Genomic DNA, 16,911 nt, shown 5'->3' on the forward strand with positions numbered 1-16,911 from the left:
GCTCAACAAAAAAGCCGGCTTTCGCCGGCTTTTTCTTTCAGGCAACACCCAAGGCGTTACAGCGCCTTGGCTGCCGCAACTACATGCTCGGCGGTGATCTTGAAGTACGCATACAGCTGATCCGCCGGCGCCGAGGCGCCGAAGGTGTCGATGCCGACCACATCGCCATCCAGCCCCACGTACTTGCGCCAGAAGCCGGTCACACCCGCTTCCACCGCCACGCGCTTGCGCACCGCGTTCGGCAATACCGACTCGCGATAGGCCGCGTCCTGACGATCGAACACGTCGGTGGACGGCATCGACACCACGCGTGTCTTCAAGCCTGCTGCATCGAGCGTCTGCTTGGCTTCCACTGCCAGGCCCACTTCCGAACCGGTGGCGATCAGGATCACATCCGGCACCCCGCCTTCGGCGTCGGCCAGCACATAACCACCGCGTTCGATCAGCTTGATCTGCGCGTCGCTGCGCGGCTGGTGCTGCAGGTTCTGGCGACTGAACACCAGGCAGCTCGGGCCGTCCTTGCGGGTAATGGCGGCCTTCCAGCTCACCGCCGACTCCACCGCATCGCCCGGGCGCCACACATCGTTATTGGGGATGTAGCGCAGCGAGGCCAGATGTTCCACCGGCTGATGGGTCGGGCCGTCTTCGCCCAGGCCGATCGAGTCGTGCGTGTACACGTGAATGGCATGCGCCGGATTCAGCGCGCTCATGCGTACGCCGTTGCGGGCGTAATCGCTGAACACCAGGAAGGTGGCGTCGAAGGGAATAAAGCCGCCATGCAGCGCCAGGCCGTTGGCAATGGCGGTCATGCCGAACTCGCGCACGCCGTAATACACGTAGTTGGCATCCGGGTCGTCGGTGGCCACCGACTTGCTGGCCTTCCACAAGGTCAGGTTGGAATGCGCCAGATCGGCCGAGCCGCCAATCAGTTCCGGCAACAACGGCGCGAACGCTTCGATCGCCAGCTGCGAGGCCTTGCGCGAGGCGATGGTCTGGCCGTCCTGCTGCGCCTTGGCGATGTAGGCATCGGCCTGGGCGATGAAGTCGGCCGGCAGCTCGGCGTGCGAGCGACGGGTCAGTTCGGCGGCTTCGGCCGCGTATTGCTTGCCGTACTTGTCGAACAGCTGCTCCCACTCGGCCTGACGCAGCGTGCCGGTGCCACCTGCACGCCAGCCGGCGTAGATCTCTTCGGGAATTTCGAACGGGCCGTACGGCCACTCCAGCGCCTTGCGTGCGCCTTCCAGTTCTTCCTTGCCCAGCGGCGCGCCGTGCGAGGATTCCTTGCCGGCCTTGCTGGGCGCACCGAAGCCGATCTTGGTGCGGCAGCAGATCAGCGTGGGCTTGTCGGTGTTCTCCAGCGCGGCTTCGATGGCGGCCTTGATCTTCTCGGCATCGTGCCCGTCCACATCGCGGATCACTTGCCAGCCATAGGCCTCGAAACGCGCCGGCGTGTTGTCGCTGAACCAGCCATCGGTGTTGCCGTCGATGGAGATGTGGTTGTTGTCCCAGAACGCGACCAGCTTGCCCAGGCCCCAGGTGCCAGCCAGCGAGGCGGCTTCATGCGAGATGCCTTCCATCATGCAGCCATCGCCCATGAACACCCAGGTGCGGTGGTCGACGATTTCCAGCTCCGGGCGGTTGAAGCGCTGCGCCAGCAACTTCTCGGCCAGCGCGAACCCGACCGCATTGGCAAAGCCCTGACCGAGCGGACCGGTGGTGGTCTCGATGCCGGGGGTTTCGCTGCGCTCGGGGTGGCCGGCAGTCTTGCTGTGCAGCTGACGGAACTGCTTGAGCTGCTCGATCGGCAAGTCGTAGCCGGAAAGATGCAGCAATGCGTACTGCAGCATCGACCCGTGGCCGTTGGACAGCACGAAGCGGTCGCGATTGAACCACTGCGGGTTGTTCGGGTTGTGCCGGAAGAAATCGTTCCACAGCACTTCGGCGATATCGGCCATGCCCATCGGCATGCCGGGATGGCCGGATTTGGCGGCTTCGACCGCATCTGCGGCGAGAAAACGGATGGCGTTGGCCAGCTGGCGGCGGGTGGGCTGGGTCATGGGCGTCTATGGAAGCGGAGGGGAACACCGCTGGAAGCGGAGCCGCTTATTCTCCCACAGAGCGCGTTAGGGAGCCGGGATTGGGGAGGCGGGATTCGGGATTGGTGAAGCGGGAGCCGGAGCCTCTGCAGCCTCGTCCGCAGTGCAACAGTGCAGCAGGCGGCGCAGACGCTGCCACGACACTGCAGAACTGACCTGGCACCTGACGATCGCAACAGCCCGCTCCAACGAATCTCGACTCCCGAATCCCGAATCCCTACTCCTCGCCCTTCGCCACCAACGTCGTCAATGCCAGATCGCCGGTCACATTCAACGCCGTGCGGCACATATCCAGGAAGTGATTGACGCCCAGGATCATGCCGATGCCAACCGGATTGACCCCGACCATCGCGCAGATCAGCGCCACCACCGGCAGCGAGCCCGACGGCACACCCGCAGTGCCGATGCCGCCCAAAATGCAGACCAGCATCACCATGAACTGCTGGCCGATGCTCAGGTCCACATTGAAGAACTGCGCCAGGAAGATCACCGTCACCCCTTCGAACAACGCGGTGCCGTTCTGGTTGGCGGTGGCGCCCACAGTGAGCACAAAGCGCGACACCCGCGGCGGCAGGCCCATCTCGTCGGCCACACGCAGGGCGGTCGGCAAGGTCGCATTACTGGACGCAGTGGAGAACGCCATCATCGTGGCCTCCTGGGTCTGCTTGAAGAAGCCGATCGGCGAACGCCCGGCGAACTTCACCGCCAGCCCGTAACTGACCACCATGTGCAGGCCCAGCGCCAACACCACCACGCCCACGTAGGCGCCCAGGCGGATCAACAGATCGAAGCCGAACAGCGCAGCCAGATTGAACATGAAACAGGCCACCGCATACGGCGCCAGGCGAATCACCAAGCCGATCAAGGTCATCGAGATTTCGAAGATGCCCTCGATGCCGCGTTTGAGCGTGGCGACCTTTTCATCCGCGGTCAGCACCATGCCCACGCCGAACATCACCGCAAAAAACATCAGCGACAAAATCGCGCCATTGCTGGACGCCGCAGCGATCACGTTGCTGGGCACGATCGACAACAGCATGTCCATGCCCTGCGGCTGGGTGCCGGAGCTGGAAATGATCTCGCGGGTGCGCTCGGCGTTTTCCTGGATCAGCTGATTGGCCAGCTGTGGATCCACGCCCGCCCCCGGCTTGAGCACATTCACCAATACCAGGCCGAGCAACACCGCCACACCGGACAGCACGACGGTGTAGCCCAAGGTGCGCCAACCCACGCGCCCCAGCGCGCGGATGTCGCCCATTTCGGAAATGCCCATCACCAATGCCGAGAACAGCAGCGGCACGATCAGCATGAAGATCAGATTGAGGAAAATCTGCGAGAGCGGGGTGGTGACGTACTTGGTCACCGTGCGCACCCAGTCGGCATCGCTGCCGGCAAGGTAGTAGACGGCCAACCCCAACACCAGGCCGACGGCGAAACCAATGCCCATCTTCCAATGCAGGGGCAGGCCCGGGCGGCGTGCGGCTGGGGATGCAGTCATCTGGTCGGGCCTTGATCTGTACACAAAGGCGGGAGCTTAACAAACGCCATCGATGCGGCCACCTACCCGACGTGCCGCTACGCGCCTGCGCGAGGGTAGGTGTCCCTCTCGACGTCAGGTGATGCAGGCGTTGGCGCGGGAGCGGGCGAGAGTCCTGCAACCAGTCTGCTGCCCTAATCGATCTGCAATTGGCGCATCCACATCATCTAATCAGCTTGAAGCGGCAAAGATTTCGAGTCTTGCCGTTGCTAGATGCAGCCAAAAGCCTTGTTAGTCGAGTGCGCGGTGCCTTATAGCTTTAGATCAATAGCCTGGTTGGTCGAGTGCGCGGTGCCCTCGCCGCTCGCGGGACACGCCGTGAATCCGTCCCTGGAGGCTCGGTGGCGGCATCCATGCCGCCACACGGTCCCGCAAGCGGCGAGGACACCGCACCAGAGAGTCTGCAGGTTGCTTCGTTGAAAGCCTGCCTTCCGTTTGCCTTGCGTTGAAAAGCTGATCGGACAAGCCGTTATTGAACCAACGCACGTCTTGCCACGCTTGTAACCGTGCACACCGACCATCTCGACCGGTCCTTGCCCGCCCACCGTCGCGGGACCTTACGCGGCATGGATGCCGCGTAAGAGCCTACACGGACGTACTTGCGGCGTGTCCCGCGATGGTGGGCGGGCAAGGACCCTGCAGCCAAGCAGCAACCCCAGAGCTCTGCTTTCATCGACACATCAGCAACCCACGTGTAACCGGAATCAACGAGTCGCAACGCTACACGGCTTGGCGACCATCCAAGAACCCGTTAGCCACTGTCGCTGCAGCGCAGCCGATCAACGCGCTGGCGGATACAGCGGCGCCAATACCTCCGGTTCCGCAGCCGTTGCATGGCGCCAACGCGGGCCTTTGGAAAACGCCTCGCGCAACATTGCACGCGCAGCAGCTACATCGCCATCGCCGCCCCAGCGCGCGCGCTGCATCTGCGCCACCGCTGCGCGCTGGGCCGGGTCGCTCAACGCGGCCAGCACACTGTCGATGTCGGCAACACCGGCCATGCCGCAGAGTACCGCCGCCACATCGTCCATCCCGCCGGTATCGAGCGCGCGACGCAATTCGGCCACACCGTGGGTGGCACGCCGACCGGGGGCGGGTGCATCGCTGCCATTGGTCACCGGCGAACCGCGCGAACCGCCGCGACGCAGCAGCAACGCCCACGCAAGCGTGGCGATCCACAACAACGCGAAACCGATCGCCGCGCCGATCCAGCCCCACGGCCGTTGCGCAGCGGCGGGTTGCTGCAGGCTGAGCGTGCTGGCCGCAGGAGCTGGCGCAACGTTGTCCGGCAACGGGTTTGCTGCAGGCGCAGGCGCGGGCGCCGCAAACGCACCGCTGCCCGCAGCCACATCCAACGTGAGATCCGGCAGCGACGCGGTCTTTGCCGCCGCCGCACTCACATCCCACCACGCCACCTGCAATCCGGGCACCACCAGTGGACCGGCGCGGTTGGGCACGATCGAATAGCGCCGGGTCAGCCGCAGCTGCGGCGAACCGTCCACGAAGCGTTCTTCATACTGCGCCGGCTCGGCGAACACCTGCGCGTCGGGCACGCTAGGACTAGGCAATTCCGGAAACTGCGCCTGGGTGGCGCCGCGTGCGCTGGCTTCCACCACGATCTGCGCCGCCTCGCCGGCAGTCGCGCGCTGCGGCGTGGTGGTGTAACGCAGTTGCAGACTGCGCAGCGGCAGCCACGGCTGCGGCGCGTTGGCCGGCTGCGCACGCACCTGCAGCGGAATGCTGGCGCTGCGTGCGGTCAGCTCGCCATTACCGCGACCGAAATAATCATCGAAAAAACCACCGACCGAACGCCCATTGAAACGCGCCGACGGCAACAGCAAGCGCCCACTGCGCTCGGGCACCAGCAAATAGCGTCGCTCCACCACGTTGTACTGACGATTGTTGACCAGCTTGACCGAACTGACGTCATCGCCAATGCGTTGCAGCGAGGCGCCATCGGGCGCTTCCAGATCCAGTTCGCCGGAGGCCAGCTGCGTAGCGAAATACAAGCGCACCACCACGCCCACGCTTTGCTGCACGTAGGGCTGCGGGTCGTCCACCTGCGTTTCGACGAAGGCGTCTTCATTGCCCTGCGCCGCGCTCGGCCCGCCTTGCGCGCTGCCACCAGCGCTGCTGGTGCTTCCGGTGCTGCCGGTGCCCGCATTGTTTGCAGCCCCAACCACCTGCAACCGCAGCGGCTCGGTGCGCTCGTTGCCGACGCGTATCGCCGGCACGATCAGCTCGCCGCTCTTGCGCGGCGTCAACACCACGCCGAACAACGCACGCACCGTCACCGATCCATTGGTCACCTGCATCTGCTGGTTGGCGCTCTTGGCACCCAGTGCGAAGTCGTTGCGCAACGGCGTGTAATCCGGATCGACACCGCGTTGATCGGTTTCGATGTTCAACATCACCACGTCGCCGGCATTGGCGCTGTCGCGGTCCAGCCAGGCGCGCGTCACCGCACTGACGGGTGCGGAAGCGAGCATCACCATGCTGGCCAGCATCGCGATCGCCGCGCGGCGTAAGTGGTGTGTGCCGATCATCGTCCGTCCCGTTGCCTGCGTTCGTGTTCCAGCCTGAATTTGGTGCGCAGCAAGCTGCCCGGATCGTCCGGAACGCGCCGCAACCAGGCATCCACCGCCTGCCGTTGCTCGCGCTGTTCCGGCGTCTCGCTGACCGCTGCGGCTTCCTGCTTGCCGTTTGCATCGGCGCTCTTGTCGCCGGCCTGCGCCATCGCCTGCTGCATCTTTTGCCGCTGCGCGGCATCGGCCTGCTGCTGCGCCTGCGCATCGGCCGACTGCGGCGGCGCGTCCTGCTTGCTCTGCTCGCCTTGCCCGCTCTTGGATGGCTGGTCTTGCGACTTTCCATCCTGCGGCGTCTGCGCCGGAGAGGGCTGATCCTTGCTGTCCTGTTTGCCTTGGGCGTCCTGCTTGCCCTGCCCGTCCTGGCCAGCGTTTTGGTTGTCTTGTTTGTTCTGCCCGGACTGATTTTGGCCGGGCTTGTTCTGACCGGATTGCTTCTGCTCTTTGGACTGGCCCTTGCCGTCCTTGTTGTTCTGCTGTTGACGCTTGCGCGCCGCATCCACCGCCGCACGATTGGCGATGGCGTCCTGCTGATCGGGGTGTTGCTTCAGCGCACGGTCGTACGCCGCAATCGCTTCGTCGTATTGCCCCTGCCGGGCCAGCGCGTTGCCAAGGTTGTACAGGCCCTCATCGGTGTGCACACCTTCAAACGCTTTCTGTGCCGCGGCGAAATCGCCTTTGCGATACGCCTGCACGCCTGCATCCAGACGTTGCTGTTGCACCTGATCGGCGCGTTGCCACAACGTACTCTCTGCTGCGTGCGCGGGCTGAGCCAACGGCAACACACACACCAACGCGAGTACCGCCACAACCGCACGACGTCGGAACGCCAGAAGCGCCAACAGCATCACCGGCAGCAGCAGCCAGTAGCCTTCGTCCAGCCAGGTCTTGCCGCCATTGGACTCGGCCGCTTCATCGGCCAAGGGCTGCTGCGCAGGATCGAGCACCCCCAGCGCACGCAAATCCGAATCATCCGCTGCAATGCGCGCATAACGCCCACCCCCCTGCCCGGCCAGATCGCGCAGGCTGGCTTCGTCCAGTTTCGCCTGTGCGATTTCGCCTGTATTGGTGCGATAGGCAGCGCCGCGCTCGCTACCCACACCGAGCGCAGACACGCTGAATCCACGCGAACGCGCCAGCCGTGCAGAACTGCCAGCCCTACGATCCGCACTATCGCTGACCAACAGAATGTCGCCTTGTTTGAAGCCCGCCTGCAGCAGCAACTGCGTGGCCGCATCGATCGCCGCATCGGCGCGCTTGCCATCCACCGGCATCACCGATGGCGACAACGCGTCCAGAAACAACGCCAAATTGGCCGTGTCTTCAGTGAGCGGCGCAACGGTGAAGGTTTCGCCCGCATAGACCAACAGCGCGACTTCGCCACCGGCGCGCTTACGCAACAGCGTGGCCAGTTTCGCGCGCGCCTGCAGCAAGCGCGATGGCGGCAAATCGTTGGCATTGATGCTGGAGGACAGATCCAGCGCCACCACCAGCGGCATGCTGGAGTGATACACCGGCCGCTCGACCTGCCGCCAACTCGGCCCAGTCATTGCCACCACCGCGAGCACATACGTCAACGCAGCCAGCACGAAGCCGAGCCATCCGCGCTGGCCACCGGAGACCAGTAATTTGGGCAGCAGATGCGCATCCACACTGTGCCGCCATACCTCCGCATCGCGTCGGCGCAGGTGCCAGAGCAGCGCTGCCGGCACGATGGCCAGCAGCGCCCATAGCAAGGTCGGGCGCAGCAGATGCAACGACTGCAATACCGCTGTCAGCTCGGTCAGCGCGTTCATCGCCATCTCCGCGGCAGCACGTAAGCCAGCAGCGCAATCACGATGGCAGCGCCCAACGGCCAGTAATAGCGCTCCACGCGCGGTTGCACCGACGGCCCCATTGCCTTCACCGGTTCCAGCCGATCCAGTTCGGCATAGATGCCGGCCAGTTCCTCGGTGTCGCGTGCGCGGAAGAAACGCCCGCCGGTCTGTTCGGCGATCTTGCGCAACCCCGCTTCATCGATATCGTCATTGCCACCGGCCGGAATCGGCACGCCGAACAACGAATACCCGCCGCTGCCGCCGAACGCGATGGTATGCACGCGCACGCCTTCGGCCTTGGCAAGTTCGGCGGCTTTCAATGGGTTGAGCACGCCGGCCGTGTTGACGCCATCGGTGAGCAGCACTACCACGCGTTGCCCCTGTTTCTGCTCGCGCAGCCGTTTGACCGACAACGCAATCGCATCGCCAATCGCGGTTTCGCGCCCGGCCAAGCCCACCACGCTGTCGGCCAACTGATCGCGGACCGAGGTCAGGTCAGCGGTCAACGGCGTCAGCGCATAGGCGCGTTGGCCGAACACCAACAAGCCGACACGATCGCCTTCGCGGCGATCCAGAAAGTCCGACAGCACCGCCTTGGCCGCCGTCAGGCGATCGACGACGCTGCCGCCGAGCACCATATCCGGCTCGCTCATGCTGCCGGACAGATCCACCGCCAGCATCATCTGTCGCGCCTCGCGCGGCGGCTGGATCACCACGCCCAGCTGTTGCGGACGCGCAAGCGCCGCACACAACAAGAACCAGCCCAACCATGCCAACCAGCGCGGCATCCGCAATGCCGGCACACGTTGCGCCTGTGCAACCGCATGCAATTGATCGGCGTAGGGCACGCGCAGCGCAGCCGCATCGGCACGCCGCTGCGGCCAGAACCACATCAGTAACGGCAGCGGCATCAACCACCATGCCCACGGCCACGCGCAGTGCGCGAGCGCGTCCTGCCATTGCGACCACTGCAGCCAGTTCATCGCTGGCCCCGCATCAGACTCAGAAAACGCTGTCGCGCCAGTGCCTGCACGGCATCCAGATCTGCAACCGCCGGCGCGCGTTGAAATCCGCCATCCAGCACGGTGCGGCCCGGCCCTTGCGAAAACGCTTGGGTCTTGCTTTTGCGGCCATCCAGAAACTGCAACCACGCCTCGCCCTGCAACCGATCGGCCTGCGCATCGACGCTGCGCGCCGCACGCCGCAATAACACCGACAGCGTCGCCAAGCGCTGCGCGGGAGTTGTCGTGCTCTGCAGTTCGGCATCGAATGCCGCCAACCAACGGCGCTGCTGCCGACGACGACGCCACCACCAGAACCATGCGGCACCCAACACCAGCACCACTGCGGCAATCACCAACCACCACCCCATCGCCAACGGCCACCACGACGGCGACGGCGGCAGATGGACATCGCGTAACGGGAGCGATTGCGGCGCCATCGTCATCGACCCCGCACGGTGTTACTGCCGCCCAACCAGGCATCGCTGGCATCGTCGGTAGACAGGCGATGCAAGCGCACACCGCGTGCGTGCAATACCGACGTCAGTTGTTCCAGCGGCGCGACGAATTCGGCCTGCCAGCGCGCGCGTCCGGCCTGCGTGGAGAGATCGATCGCAATGCGCTCGCCCCGCACATCGAAGGTGAGTGCACGTGCAGGTGGTGCCAATTCCAACGGGTCGACCAGCACGATCACCACGACCTCGTGATGCAATGCCAAGCCCGACCAGCGCGCCTCGGAGATCTTGCTGGCGCTACGTGCATCGGCCAACACGGTCAGCCGCGCACCGGGGCGCAGCAAGCGTGCAGCATGATCCAACGCAACATCCAGCCCGGCATCAGCCGACGGCGGCTGCGCGTACCAGCGCGCCAATGCGTCCAGCACCGGCAACACACCGCGCTGGCCGGAACGCGGTGCGATCGGTGCTTCACTGGCGGTGCCACGCAGTGCGGCAATGCGGTCGCCCTGCCGCTGCGCCAACCACGCCGCAACGGCCCCCGCACGCGCCGCCTGCACCGATTTGTAGCGCACCCGCGTGCCGAAGAAGAGCGATGGCGCGGTGTCAGCCACGATCAGGCTCAAGCGTTCGCGCTCGGCCTGGAAGAGTTTGGTATGCGCTCGCCCAGTGCGTGCGGTGACGCGCCAATCGATATGCCGCGCATCGTCGCCGGCCACGTACTCGCGCGATTCGGCGTATTCCATCCCACGCCCGCGCGTTGCCGCCGGCACCGGCCCCACCAAGCCATGCCGGCCACGGCCTGGCTGACCGCGATGGGTCACGGTGCCGCGCAGCGCGATCAACTCCGCAAGCGTTGGGCGCAGACCATCGCCGGCGACGGACGACGGAACAATTGCAGAGGGCGAGGACGGCATCGAAGACATCGGATTCTGGCGAGAGGGCGGCATACCTCAGCGACACGCTACCCGATCAGGGCAGCGGAATCTTTTCCAGCAGGGCGGCGACCAGGCGTTCGCCATCCCAGCCTTCGGCGGTGGCCTCGTAGCTGGGCAGCACGCGGTGGCGCAGCACGTCTGGCGCAATCGCGCGGATATCGTCCGGCGTCACGTAGTCGCGCCCCGCCAGCCACGCACGCGCACGCGCGCAGCGCTCCAGCGCAATCGAACCGCGCGGGCTGGCGCCCCAGGCAATCCGCCGCGCCAATGCCGGGTCATAGCGCTGCGCATCGCGCGAAGCAAGCACGATCTCGATCAGATAGCGCTCAAGCTGCGGCGCCAGATGCACATCCAGCACCACACGTCGCGCAGCGAAGACGTCTTCCAGCGGAATCTTGTCGGGCACCGTCTCGTGCTTTTCCAGCGTATCGCGTGCGGCTTCGCGCGCCAGGCGCAGAATCTCCGCCTCGGCATCGGCCTGCGGGTAGCCGATACGTACATGCATCAGGAAGCGATCCAGCTGCGCCTCGGGCAACGGGAACGTGCCCTCCTGCTCGATCGGATTTTGCGTCGCCATCACCAGAAACAGCTGCGGCAACGCATAGGTGTGCCGCCCGACGGTGACCTGGCGCTCGCCCATCGCCTCGAGAAGTGCCGACTGCACCTTGGCCGGCGCGCGATTGATCTCGTCGGCCAGCAAAATCGGATGGAAGATCGGCCCCGGCATGAATTCGAAACGGCTGTCCTGCGGCCGCCAGATCTCGGTACCGGTCAGATCGGAAGGCAGCAGATCCGGGGTGAACTGCACCCGCGCGAAATCCGCTTCCAGCCGCGAAGCCAGCGCCCGGATCGCGGTGGTCTTGGCCAACCCGGGCGCGCCTTCGACCAGCAAATGACCATCGGCCAGCAAGGCGATCAGCAGCCGTTCGACCAGCGCAGACTGGCCCACGATGCGCTGCGCCAGCGACTCGCGCAGCAAGGTGAATTGACGATGCAGCCGGTCCTCGGTGGGCGCGGCGGCGGCTTCTGGGGGTAGCAGCGGCGGTGCGTTCATAGGCTCAGTGTGACCGATTCGAGCGCGATTGGTTCACTGAGCAGCATCAGGATGTTCAGCGAGTACCCCAAGCATGACGCGCGTCACCGGCATCGCTATCTGGCCGGAAGAGCAAACTGACCGAATCGAACGCTTGGACAGCGTACGCATTCTCAGGCTCGACCAATCTTTGACGTCATAAAAGCTCAAAGACTGACCTTAGCCGGAGCACAGCAAATCGTGTAACTGTTGGCGGTGCAATTCATCACAAAAAAGGCCGCTCTCGCGGCCTTTTCTGAGTCAATCCTATCTCACGGAGTAGCGCTAGCTACACGCAGCACCTTGGGGGTCACGAAGACCAGCAACTCGGCCTTCTCCTTGCTCCGCCCACGCTTTTTAAACAGGTTACCGAGGAACGGGATGTCGCCCAGGAAAGGAACCTTGGAGACGCTCTCGCGGTCCGTAAATTCGTAAACGCCACCAATCACCACCGTCTCGCCATCTCCAACAAGAACGGCAGTATTGACTTCCCTTCGATTGATTTCAGGAACGGTGCCGTAACCATCTAGCACAATAAATCTAGCAACCTCATCCTTCTTTACATTCATATTCAAGAAAACGCGATTGTCGTTGGTAATCGTAGGCGTAACCTTGAGTTCAAGTAACACCTCCTTGAATTGAACGTTTGCCTGTGACTGGCCACCTCCGCTTGCTGCCGTAATGGTCACATAGCCAATTTCTCTACCCTGCTTGATAACGCCTTCACGCTGATTCGCAGTTACGATCCGCGGGTTGGAAACAACCTCACCGCGCCCCTCCTCCTGCATTGCCGACAATTCCATGTCGAGAGCAAAATTCCGCCCCAACAAGGTATAAGCAATTGAACCTGCAGTGCTGGTCGTGAATGTCCCAGCAGGAAGATTAAAATTCAGTCCCGCAGGTACATTGTGTAACCCGTCGTTGATGATAGATACATTATTCGCCGTGCTACCGCTGATAACGCCAGTGTTGTCGCCATACTGACGACGGCCCGCAATACCAAACCGCGCGCCCAGATCTCGCGCGAACGTATCGGTCGCGATCACGATGCGGCTTTCGATCAACACCTGATCCACCGGACGATCGATATGCGAGATCAGCTCGCGCATCTGCGCGACCTTTTTCGGGATGTCGCTGATCATCAACGTATTGGTGCGCTCATCGGCAACCAACCGACCACGAGGAGATAGAAAACCATTGTCCTGCTGACCTGCACCGCCGCCGCCCTGGCCACCGCCCTGACCGCCACCGCCGCCGCCACCAATCCCCTTCGCCTCGGTCAGCGCTTTGAAGATCACAGCTGCATTGTGGTAATTGATCTGCACGTAATCGGTAATCAGATCCTCGCGATTCTCGATCGCGATACGGGCGTCTTCTTTATCCTGCTCGAACTTGGCCAGCTCCGGCTGCGGGGCGACCCACACCACGCCGCCGTCGCGGCGCTTGTCCAGGCCCTTGGCGCGCAGCACGATGTCCAGCGCCTGGTCCCACGGCACGTTCATCAGGCGCAGCGTGACATTGCCCTGCACGGTGTCGGAGGCGACGATGTTGAGGTTGGATTCCTCGGCAATCAGCTGCAGCACGGTGCGCACCGGCACGTCCTGGAAGTTAAACGTCACCGGGCGGCCGCTGTAGCCGCGCGCAGCGATCTGCGCTGCTGCCTGGGTGACCGCTGCAGGGCTCACGCCACCAACCGCAGGCTGGCCTTTGCGCGGGGTGATCTCGACCACGTATTCGTTGCCGGTCTGATAGGCCAGCGAATCGAACGCACCCTTGGTCGACAGCACCAGCTGCGAACCGGAACCGGACGGCTTCACTTCAACCCGCTGCACCGGCGTTGCGAAGTCGGTGACGTTGAGCGGGCGCTGCAGTTCGGCAGGCAGCCGGGCGTTGCTGATGTCGACCAGCACGCTGTCGCCCTGCGTGCGCAGATCCGGGCTGGCGCCCTGCCCGTCGAACTGCAGGATCAGACGGCCAGAACCATCCTCGCCACGTTTGAAATCGATCTTGGACACCGCCAGGCTCGCCGGAGCGACCTTGGCCGGATCCTGCGCAGGCTGCTTCAGCGCCGCCGCTGCGAACGCGCTGCCGCTCGCCACTGCCAGCGCGAACCCCAACGCGCAGGCCTGGAACATCGCGTGGCGTCGAACCGGACGCAGCCGCCGGGCATTGGAAAACGTCATCGTGCTATCCCCTATCACTTTATTGATCATCCAATGCGAGTGCGGCCGGCCGTTCAAGCCATCCACCCGCACCGTCCGGCACAAGTTCAATCAGCTCGATGCGGTCTTCGTAGACCCCGGTCACCCGGCCATCGCTCTGTCCCAGATACACACCCGGCCGCACCCGGTAAGTCACCTTGTCAGGCGCCATCACCAGCGCGATCAAGCCCGACCCACCGCCAATGGTCCCCACCATGTCGAGGGCGTCGAGCGGATAGGCTTCCAACGGTTCCTTGCGCCGGTTCGGATCCGGACGCGTACCGTTGCTGCCTTCCGCAGTGACCCAGGCATCGCTGAACGGGTCGCGCATCACCTGCGCGGCATATTCGAATGTCTCGAACTGCTGCATCACCGGCAATGGCTCCAACGGCGGCGCCGGACGTGCGCGCACCTCGGCGACCCAGGCTTCCAGATTCGGTGCATCGCCCGGTGTGCTGGTCACACCGCGCGTGCACGCCGGCAATACAGCAATTAACGCCACGCAGGACAGGATCTTGAGCAGTTTCATGGTCATTGGCCGCCCTTCTTCGCAGCGTCGGCCGCAGCCTTTTCCTGCTCGGCCATTTCCTCATCGTCCAGATAACGATAGGTCTTGACCGTGCCGGAAAGTTCCAGCGCCCCGCGCGGGGTGATACCGGCCTTGGGGTCCTTCGGCTTGAGGTTGATGTCGTGCATGGTCAGGATCACCACGCGCGGCAGCGAGGCGACACCGCTGACGAAGGCACCGAACTGGTGGTAACTGCCCACCATGCGCAGCGCGATCGGCTTTTCGGCATAGAACTCCTTCGGCGATTCCGGACCCGGCTGGAACAGCTCGTTGGACAGGCCGCTGGACAACGCGGTCTGCGAGATGTCGATGATCAGGTCCGGCATCTCGGTCTTGCTGGGCAGCTGACGCAGCATCTGCTGCAGCACCTGTTCCATCTGCGCGAGCTGCTGCTTGAGCGGCTCCAGATTCACCGCGCGACCCTGCTGGGTCTCGAACTCGGTGCGCAGCTGCGTTTCGGTGCCTTCCAGACCTTCGAGTTCATCGCGCTTGCCGCTGATCAACAGGAACCAGGCCAGCACCAGGATGAACAGACCGACCACCACGCAGAACACGATGCGTGCCTGCTGCGGCCAACCGCCGATGTTGTTGAAGTCCAGATCGCTGAGCTTGAAGGATTTCTTACTCATGACGCTGCCCCCTGCTGCGGCAGATTGGCGGGCGCTGGCGCTGGCTGCGGTGCTGCCGCAGGTGCGCTCGGCGGCGTTGCAGGCGCAGGCGCCGCTGCAGGAGCAGCAGGCGTGGTACCAGTAGGCGTTGCACCCGGCGCAGCCGGATCCACCACCGCGGGCGCGGTGCCGTTCTTGTCGGCCTCGTTCGGATTGGCCAACTTGACCTTGAGCGTGAACACGTACGGCAGCGCCTTGGTTTCCATCGACGATCCCGCAGGTTGCCCGGCCTTGTCCTGGCTCTTGGCCTCGATGATCGACAGATCAGGATTGGTCATCCAGCCCGAGCCTTCCAGGTTGCGCATGTAGGCACTGACGCGCGCATTGGATTGCGAGCGGCCTTCCAGGGTCAGGATGTCTCCGTCCTGCTTGATGTTGGTCAGCGCCACGCCATCGGGAATGGTGCGCACCAGCGAATCGAACAGATGCACCATCTGCGAGCGATTGGCCTGCAGTTCCTCGATGACCTTCTTGCGCGCAAGCAGGCGGTCCTTCTTCTTGTCGAGTTCCTTGATCTCTTCGTTCTGCGCCTTAACCTTGTCGATCTCGGTGGTCAGGAACGCATTGCGTTCGGTCTGGCCACTGATCTGCGCGTCGTAATAGAACCAGATCAGTCCGGACAGCAGCACGCCAGCAAGCGCTGCGAAGCCGAGCATCGAATAGAACTCACGCTCACGCGCCTTCCGGCGCTCGGCGCGCCAGGGCAATAGATTGATTCTTGCCATCAGTCAAAGCTCCTCAGGGCCAGGCCGGTGGCAATCATCAATGCAGGCGCATCCAGCGCCAGCGCATGGGCCTGAACCTTCGGGCCGAGCGTCATCTGTGCAAGCGGGTTGGCGACCACGGTGGTCACGCCGAGCTGCTCTTCCACCATCTCCGGCAGGCGCGACAGCGCGGCGCAACCGCCGGCCAGCACGATGCAGTCGACGCGATTGAATTCACTGCCCGCGTAGAAGAACTGCAACAGGCGGCTGATCTGCTGCACCGTCGCCTCTTTGAACGGCTCCAGCACTTCGACCTCGTAGCTCTCCGGCAACCCGCCCTGACGCTTGGCCAGGCCGGCTTCTTCATAGGTCAGGCCGTAACGGCGCATCACTTCATCGGTGAGCTGCTTGCCGCCGAACACCTGCTCGCGGCTATACAGACTGCGACCGGAACGCAGCACGCTCAGCGTGGTCATGGTCGCGCCGATGTCCACCAGCGCAACCACTGCATCGGCAGCCACCGGCAGCTCGCTGGCGACCAGGGCAAACGCGTTTTCGACCGCAAAGGCCTCCACGTCCATCACCTTGGCAACCAGACCACCGAGTTCCAGCGCGGACTGGCGCAGTTCCACATTCTCCGAACGCGAGGCAGCCAGCAGCACCTGGACCATGTCCGGGCTGTTGGGCATCGGGCCGAGCACTTCGAAATCGAGATTCACTTCCTCGATCGGGTACGGAATGTAATTGGTGGCCTCGAGTTCGACCTGGGCTTCCATATCACTGTCGTCCAGATCGGCCGGCATCGGGATCAACTTGGTGATCACCGCCGACCCGGCCACGGCCGCAGCCGCGTTCCTGGCCTTGCTGCCGGAACGATTGATGGCGCGGCGAATGGCTTCGCCCACCGCCTCCACTTCGACGATGTTCTTTTCCACGACCGCGTTCGGCGGCAACGGTTCCACCGCGTAATGATCCACGCGAAAACGATTCCCGCTACGTGACAGCTGCAAGAGCTTGACCGCAGTGGAACTGATATCGACACCAATCAGTGGCGATTGACTCTTGGGTAGAAGCCCCACGGAAACTCCCCTGCCGACGGGCACTTGGACGCATGTCTGCGCCCTCGTATTAATAATCAAATTTTAACAGTTGACAAGCCCTTCACGCGCAAAGCAATCGCCCCACGACGTGATCCCCAGCGCTATCTTCTGCGATCCCCAGAGTTCGGCCCCAGCCAAACCCGGCGTCATCTATACTCTGTGACCAAGA

The 16,911-nt window shown here is 63.7% G+C and carries 13 protein-coding genes; all 13 read right to left on the bottom strand.

What is annotated here, in order from left to right:
* Window positions 1-56: 56 nt before the first annotated feature.
* The 13 genes from tkt to XcyCFBP4188_RS06940 all read right to left on the bottom strand — a co-directional run bounded on the left by tkt (window position 57) and on the right by XcyCFBP4188_RS06940 (window position 16,721).
* Window positions 57-2,057, bottom strand: a complete 2,001-nt coding sequence (tkt, locus tag XcyCFBP4188_RS06875) for a transketolase (RefSeq protein WP_104591835.1) — start codon at window positions 2,055-2,057, stop codon at window positions 57-59.
* A gap of 256 nt (window positions 2,058-2,313) precedes the next feature.
* Window positions 2,314-3,594, bottom strand: coding sequence for a dicarboxylate/amino acid:cation symporter (locus XcyCFBP4188_RS06880; RefSeq protein ID WP_174705829.1), 1,281 nt, complete (start codon window positions 3,592-3,594; stop codon window positions 2,314-2,316).
* A gap of 818 nt (window positions 3,595-4,412) precedes the next feature.
* The gene (locus XcyCFBP4188_RS06890) at window positions 4,413-6,179 is read right to left on the bottom strand and encodes a BatD family protein (protein ID WP_006451346.1); all 1,767 of its coding nucleotides are present in this window, start codon (window positions 6,177-6,179) and stop codon (window positions 4,413-4,415) included.
* Window positions 6,176-8,014 (bottom strand): tetratricopeptide repeat protein, encoded by a 1,839-nt coding sequence (locus tag XcyCFBP4188_RS06895; protein WP_043909474.1) that lies wholly within the window; start codon window positions 8,012-8,014, stop codon window positions 6,176-6,178. Before XcyCFBP4188_RS06895 ends, XcyCFBP4188_RS06890 begins: the two co-directional genes overlap by 4 nt.
* Window positions 8,011-9,018, bottom strand: coding sequence for a vWA domain-containing protein (locus XcyCFBP4188_RS06900; RefSeq protein WP_006451348.1), 1,008 nt, complete (start codon window positions 9,016-9,018; stop codon window positions 8,011-8,013). Before XcyCFBP4188_RS06900 ends, XcyCFBP4188_RS06895 begins: the two co-directional genes overlap by 4 nt.
* Window positions 9,015-9,476, bottom strand: a complete 462-nt coding sequence (locus tag XcyCFBP4188_RS06905) for a DUF4381 domain-containing protein (protein WP_043909475.1) — start codon at window positions 9,474-9,476, stop codon at window positions 9,015-9,017. The genes XcyCFBP4188_RS06900 and XcyCFBP4188_RS06905 overlap by 4 nt, the downstream gene beginning before the upstream one ends.
* Window positions 9,477-9,478: 2 nt before the next feature.
* The gene (locus tag XcyCFBP4188_RS06910; protein ID WP_043909465.1) at window positions 9,479-10,441 is read right to left on the bottom strand and encodes a DUF58 domain-containing protein; all 963 of its coding nucleotides are present in this window, start codon (window positions 10,439-10,441) and stop codon (window positions 9,479-9,481) included.
* A gap of 22 nt (window positions 10,442-10,463) precedes the next feature.
* Window positions 10,464-11,483, bottom strand: a complete 1,020-nt coding sequence (locus XcyCFBP4188_RS06915; RefSeq protein WP_055824422.1) for an AAA family ATPase — start codon at window positions 11,481-11,483, stop codon at window positions 10,464-10,466.
* Window positions 11,484-11,773: 290 nt separating this feature from the next.
* Window positions 11,774-13,684 (bottom strand): type IV pilus secretin PilQ, encoded by a 1,911-nt coding sequence (locus XcyCFBP4188_RS06920; protein ID WP_043909466.1) that lies wholly within the window; start codon window positions 13,682-13,684, stop codon window positions 11,774-11,776.
* 19 nt (window positions 13,685-13,703) lie between these two features.
* The gene (locus XcyCFBP4188_RS06925) at window positions 13,704-14,237 is read right to left on the bottom strand and encodes a pilus assembly protein PilP (protein WP_006451353.1); all 534 of its coding nucleotides are present in this window, start codon (window positions 14,235-14,237) and stop codon (window positions 13,704-13,706) included.
* Complete coding sequence (locus XcyCFBP4188_RS06930; RefSeq protein WP_006451354.1) at window positions 14,234-14,899, bottom strand: type IV pilus inner membrane component PilO; 666 nt, start codon at window positions 14,897-14,899, stop codon at window positions 14,234-14,236. The genes XcyCFBP4188_RS06925 and XcyCFBP4188_RS06930 overlap by 4 nt, the downstream gene beginning before the upstream one ends.
* The gene (locus XcyCFBP4188_RS06935; RefSeq protein ID WP_104591837.1) at window positions 14,896-15,663 is read right to left on the bottom strand and encodes a PilN domain-containing protein; all 768 of its coding nucleotides are present in this window, start codon (window positions 15,661-15,663) and stop codon (window positions 14,896-14,898) included. The genes XcyCFBP4188_RS06930 and XcyCFBP4188_RS06935 overlap by 4 nt, the downstream gene beginning before the upstream one ends.
* Entirely contained in the window at window positions 15,663-16,721 is a 1,059-nt protein-coding gene (locus tag XcyCFBP4188_RS06940; protein ID WP_043888921.1) for a pilus assembly protein PilM, read from the bottom strand. Before XcyCFBP4188_RS06940 ends, XcyCFBP4188_RS06935 begins: the two co-directional genes overlap by 1 nt.
* Between the last annotated feature and the right edge of the window lie 190 nt (window positions 16,722-16,911).

It is taken from the genome of Xanthomonas hortorum pv. cynarae, from assembly GCF_002939985.1.
Taxonomy (GTDB): Bacteria; Pseudomonadota; Gammaproteobacteria; order Xanthomonadales; family Xanthomonadaceae; genus Xanthomonas; species Xanthomonas hortorum_D.

What these genes read in the sequence shown, in the direction of transcription:
- XcyCFBP4188_RS06890 (WP_006451346.1), bottom strand. Translation starts at nt 6,179, where the DNA reads ATGATCGGCACACACCACTTACGCCGCGCGGCGATCGCGATGCTGGCC.
- XcyCFBP4188_RS06935 (WP_104591837.1), bottom strand. Translation starts at nt 15,663, where the DNA reads ATGGCAAGAATCAATCTATTGCCCTGGCGCGCCGAGCGCCGGAAGGCG.
- XcyCFBP4188_RS06895 (WP_043909474.1), bottom strand. Translation starts at nt 8,014, where the DNA reads ATGAACGCGCTGACCGAGCTGACAGCGGTATTGCAGTCGTTGCATCTG.
- XcyCFBP4188_RS06880 (WP_174705829.1), bottom strand. Translation starts at nt 3,594, where the DNA reads ATGACTGCATCCCCAGCCGCACGCCGCCCGGGCCTGCCCCTGCATTGG.
- tkt (WP_104591835.1), bottom strand. Translation starts at nt 2,057, where the DNA reads ATGACCCAGCCCACCCGCCGCCAGCTGGCCAACGCCATCCGTTTTCTC.
- XcyCFBP4188_RS06900 (WP_006451348.1), bottom strand. Translation starts at nt 9,018, where the DNA reads ATGAACTGGCTGCAGTGGTCGCAATGGCAGGACGCGCTCGCGCACTGC.
- XcyCFBP4188_RS06905 (WP_043909475.1), bottom strand. Translation starts at nt 9,476, where the DNA reads ATGGCGCCGCAATCGCTCCCGTTACGCGATGTCCATCTGCCGCCGTCG.
- XcyCFBP4188_RS06915 (WP_055824422.1), bottom strand. Translation starts at nt 11,483, where the DNA reads ATGAACGCACCGCCGCTGCTACCCCCAGAAGCCGCCGCCGCGCCCACC.
- XcyCFBP4188_RS06910 (WP_043909465.1), bottom strand. Translation starts at nt 10,441, where the DNA reads ATGCCGCCCTCTCGCCAGAATCCGATGTCTTCGATGCCGTCCTCGCCC.
- XcyCFBP4188_RS06920 (WP_043909466.1), bottom strand. Translation starts at nt 13,684, where the DNA reads ATGACGTTTTCCAATGCCCGGCGGCTGCGTCCGGTTCGACGCCACGCG.
- XcyCFBP4188_RS06925 (WP_006451353.1), bottom strand. Translation starts at nt 14,237, where the DNA reads ATGACCATGAAACTGCTCAAGATCCTGTCCTGCGTGGCGTTAATTGCT.
- XcyCFBP4188_RS06930 (WP_006451354.1), bottom strand. Translation starts at nt 14,899, where the DNA reads ATGAGTAAGAAATCCTTCAAGCTCAGCGATCTGGACTTCAACAACATC.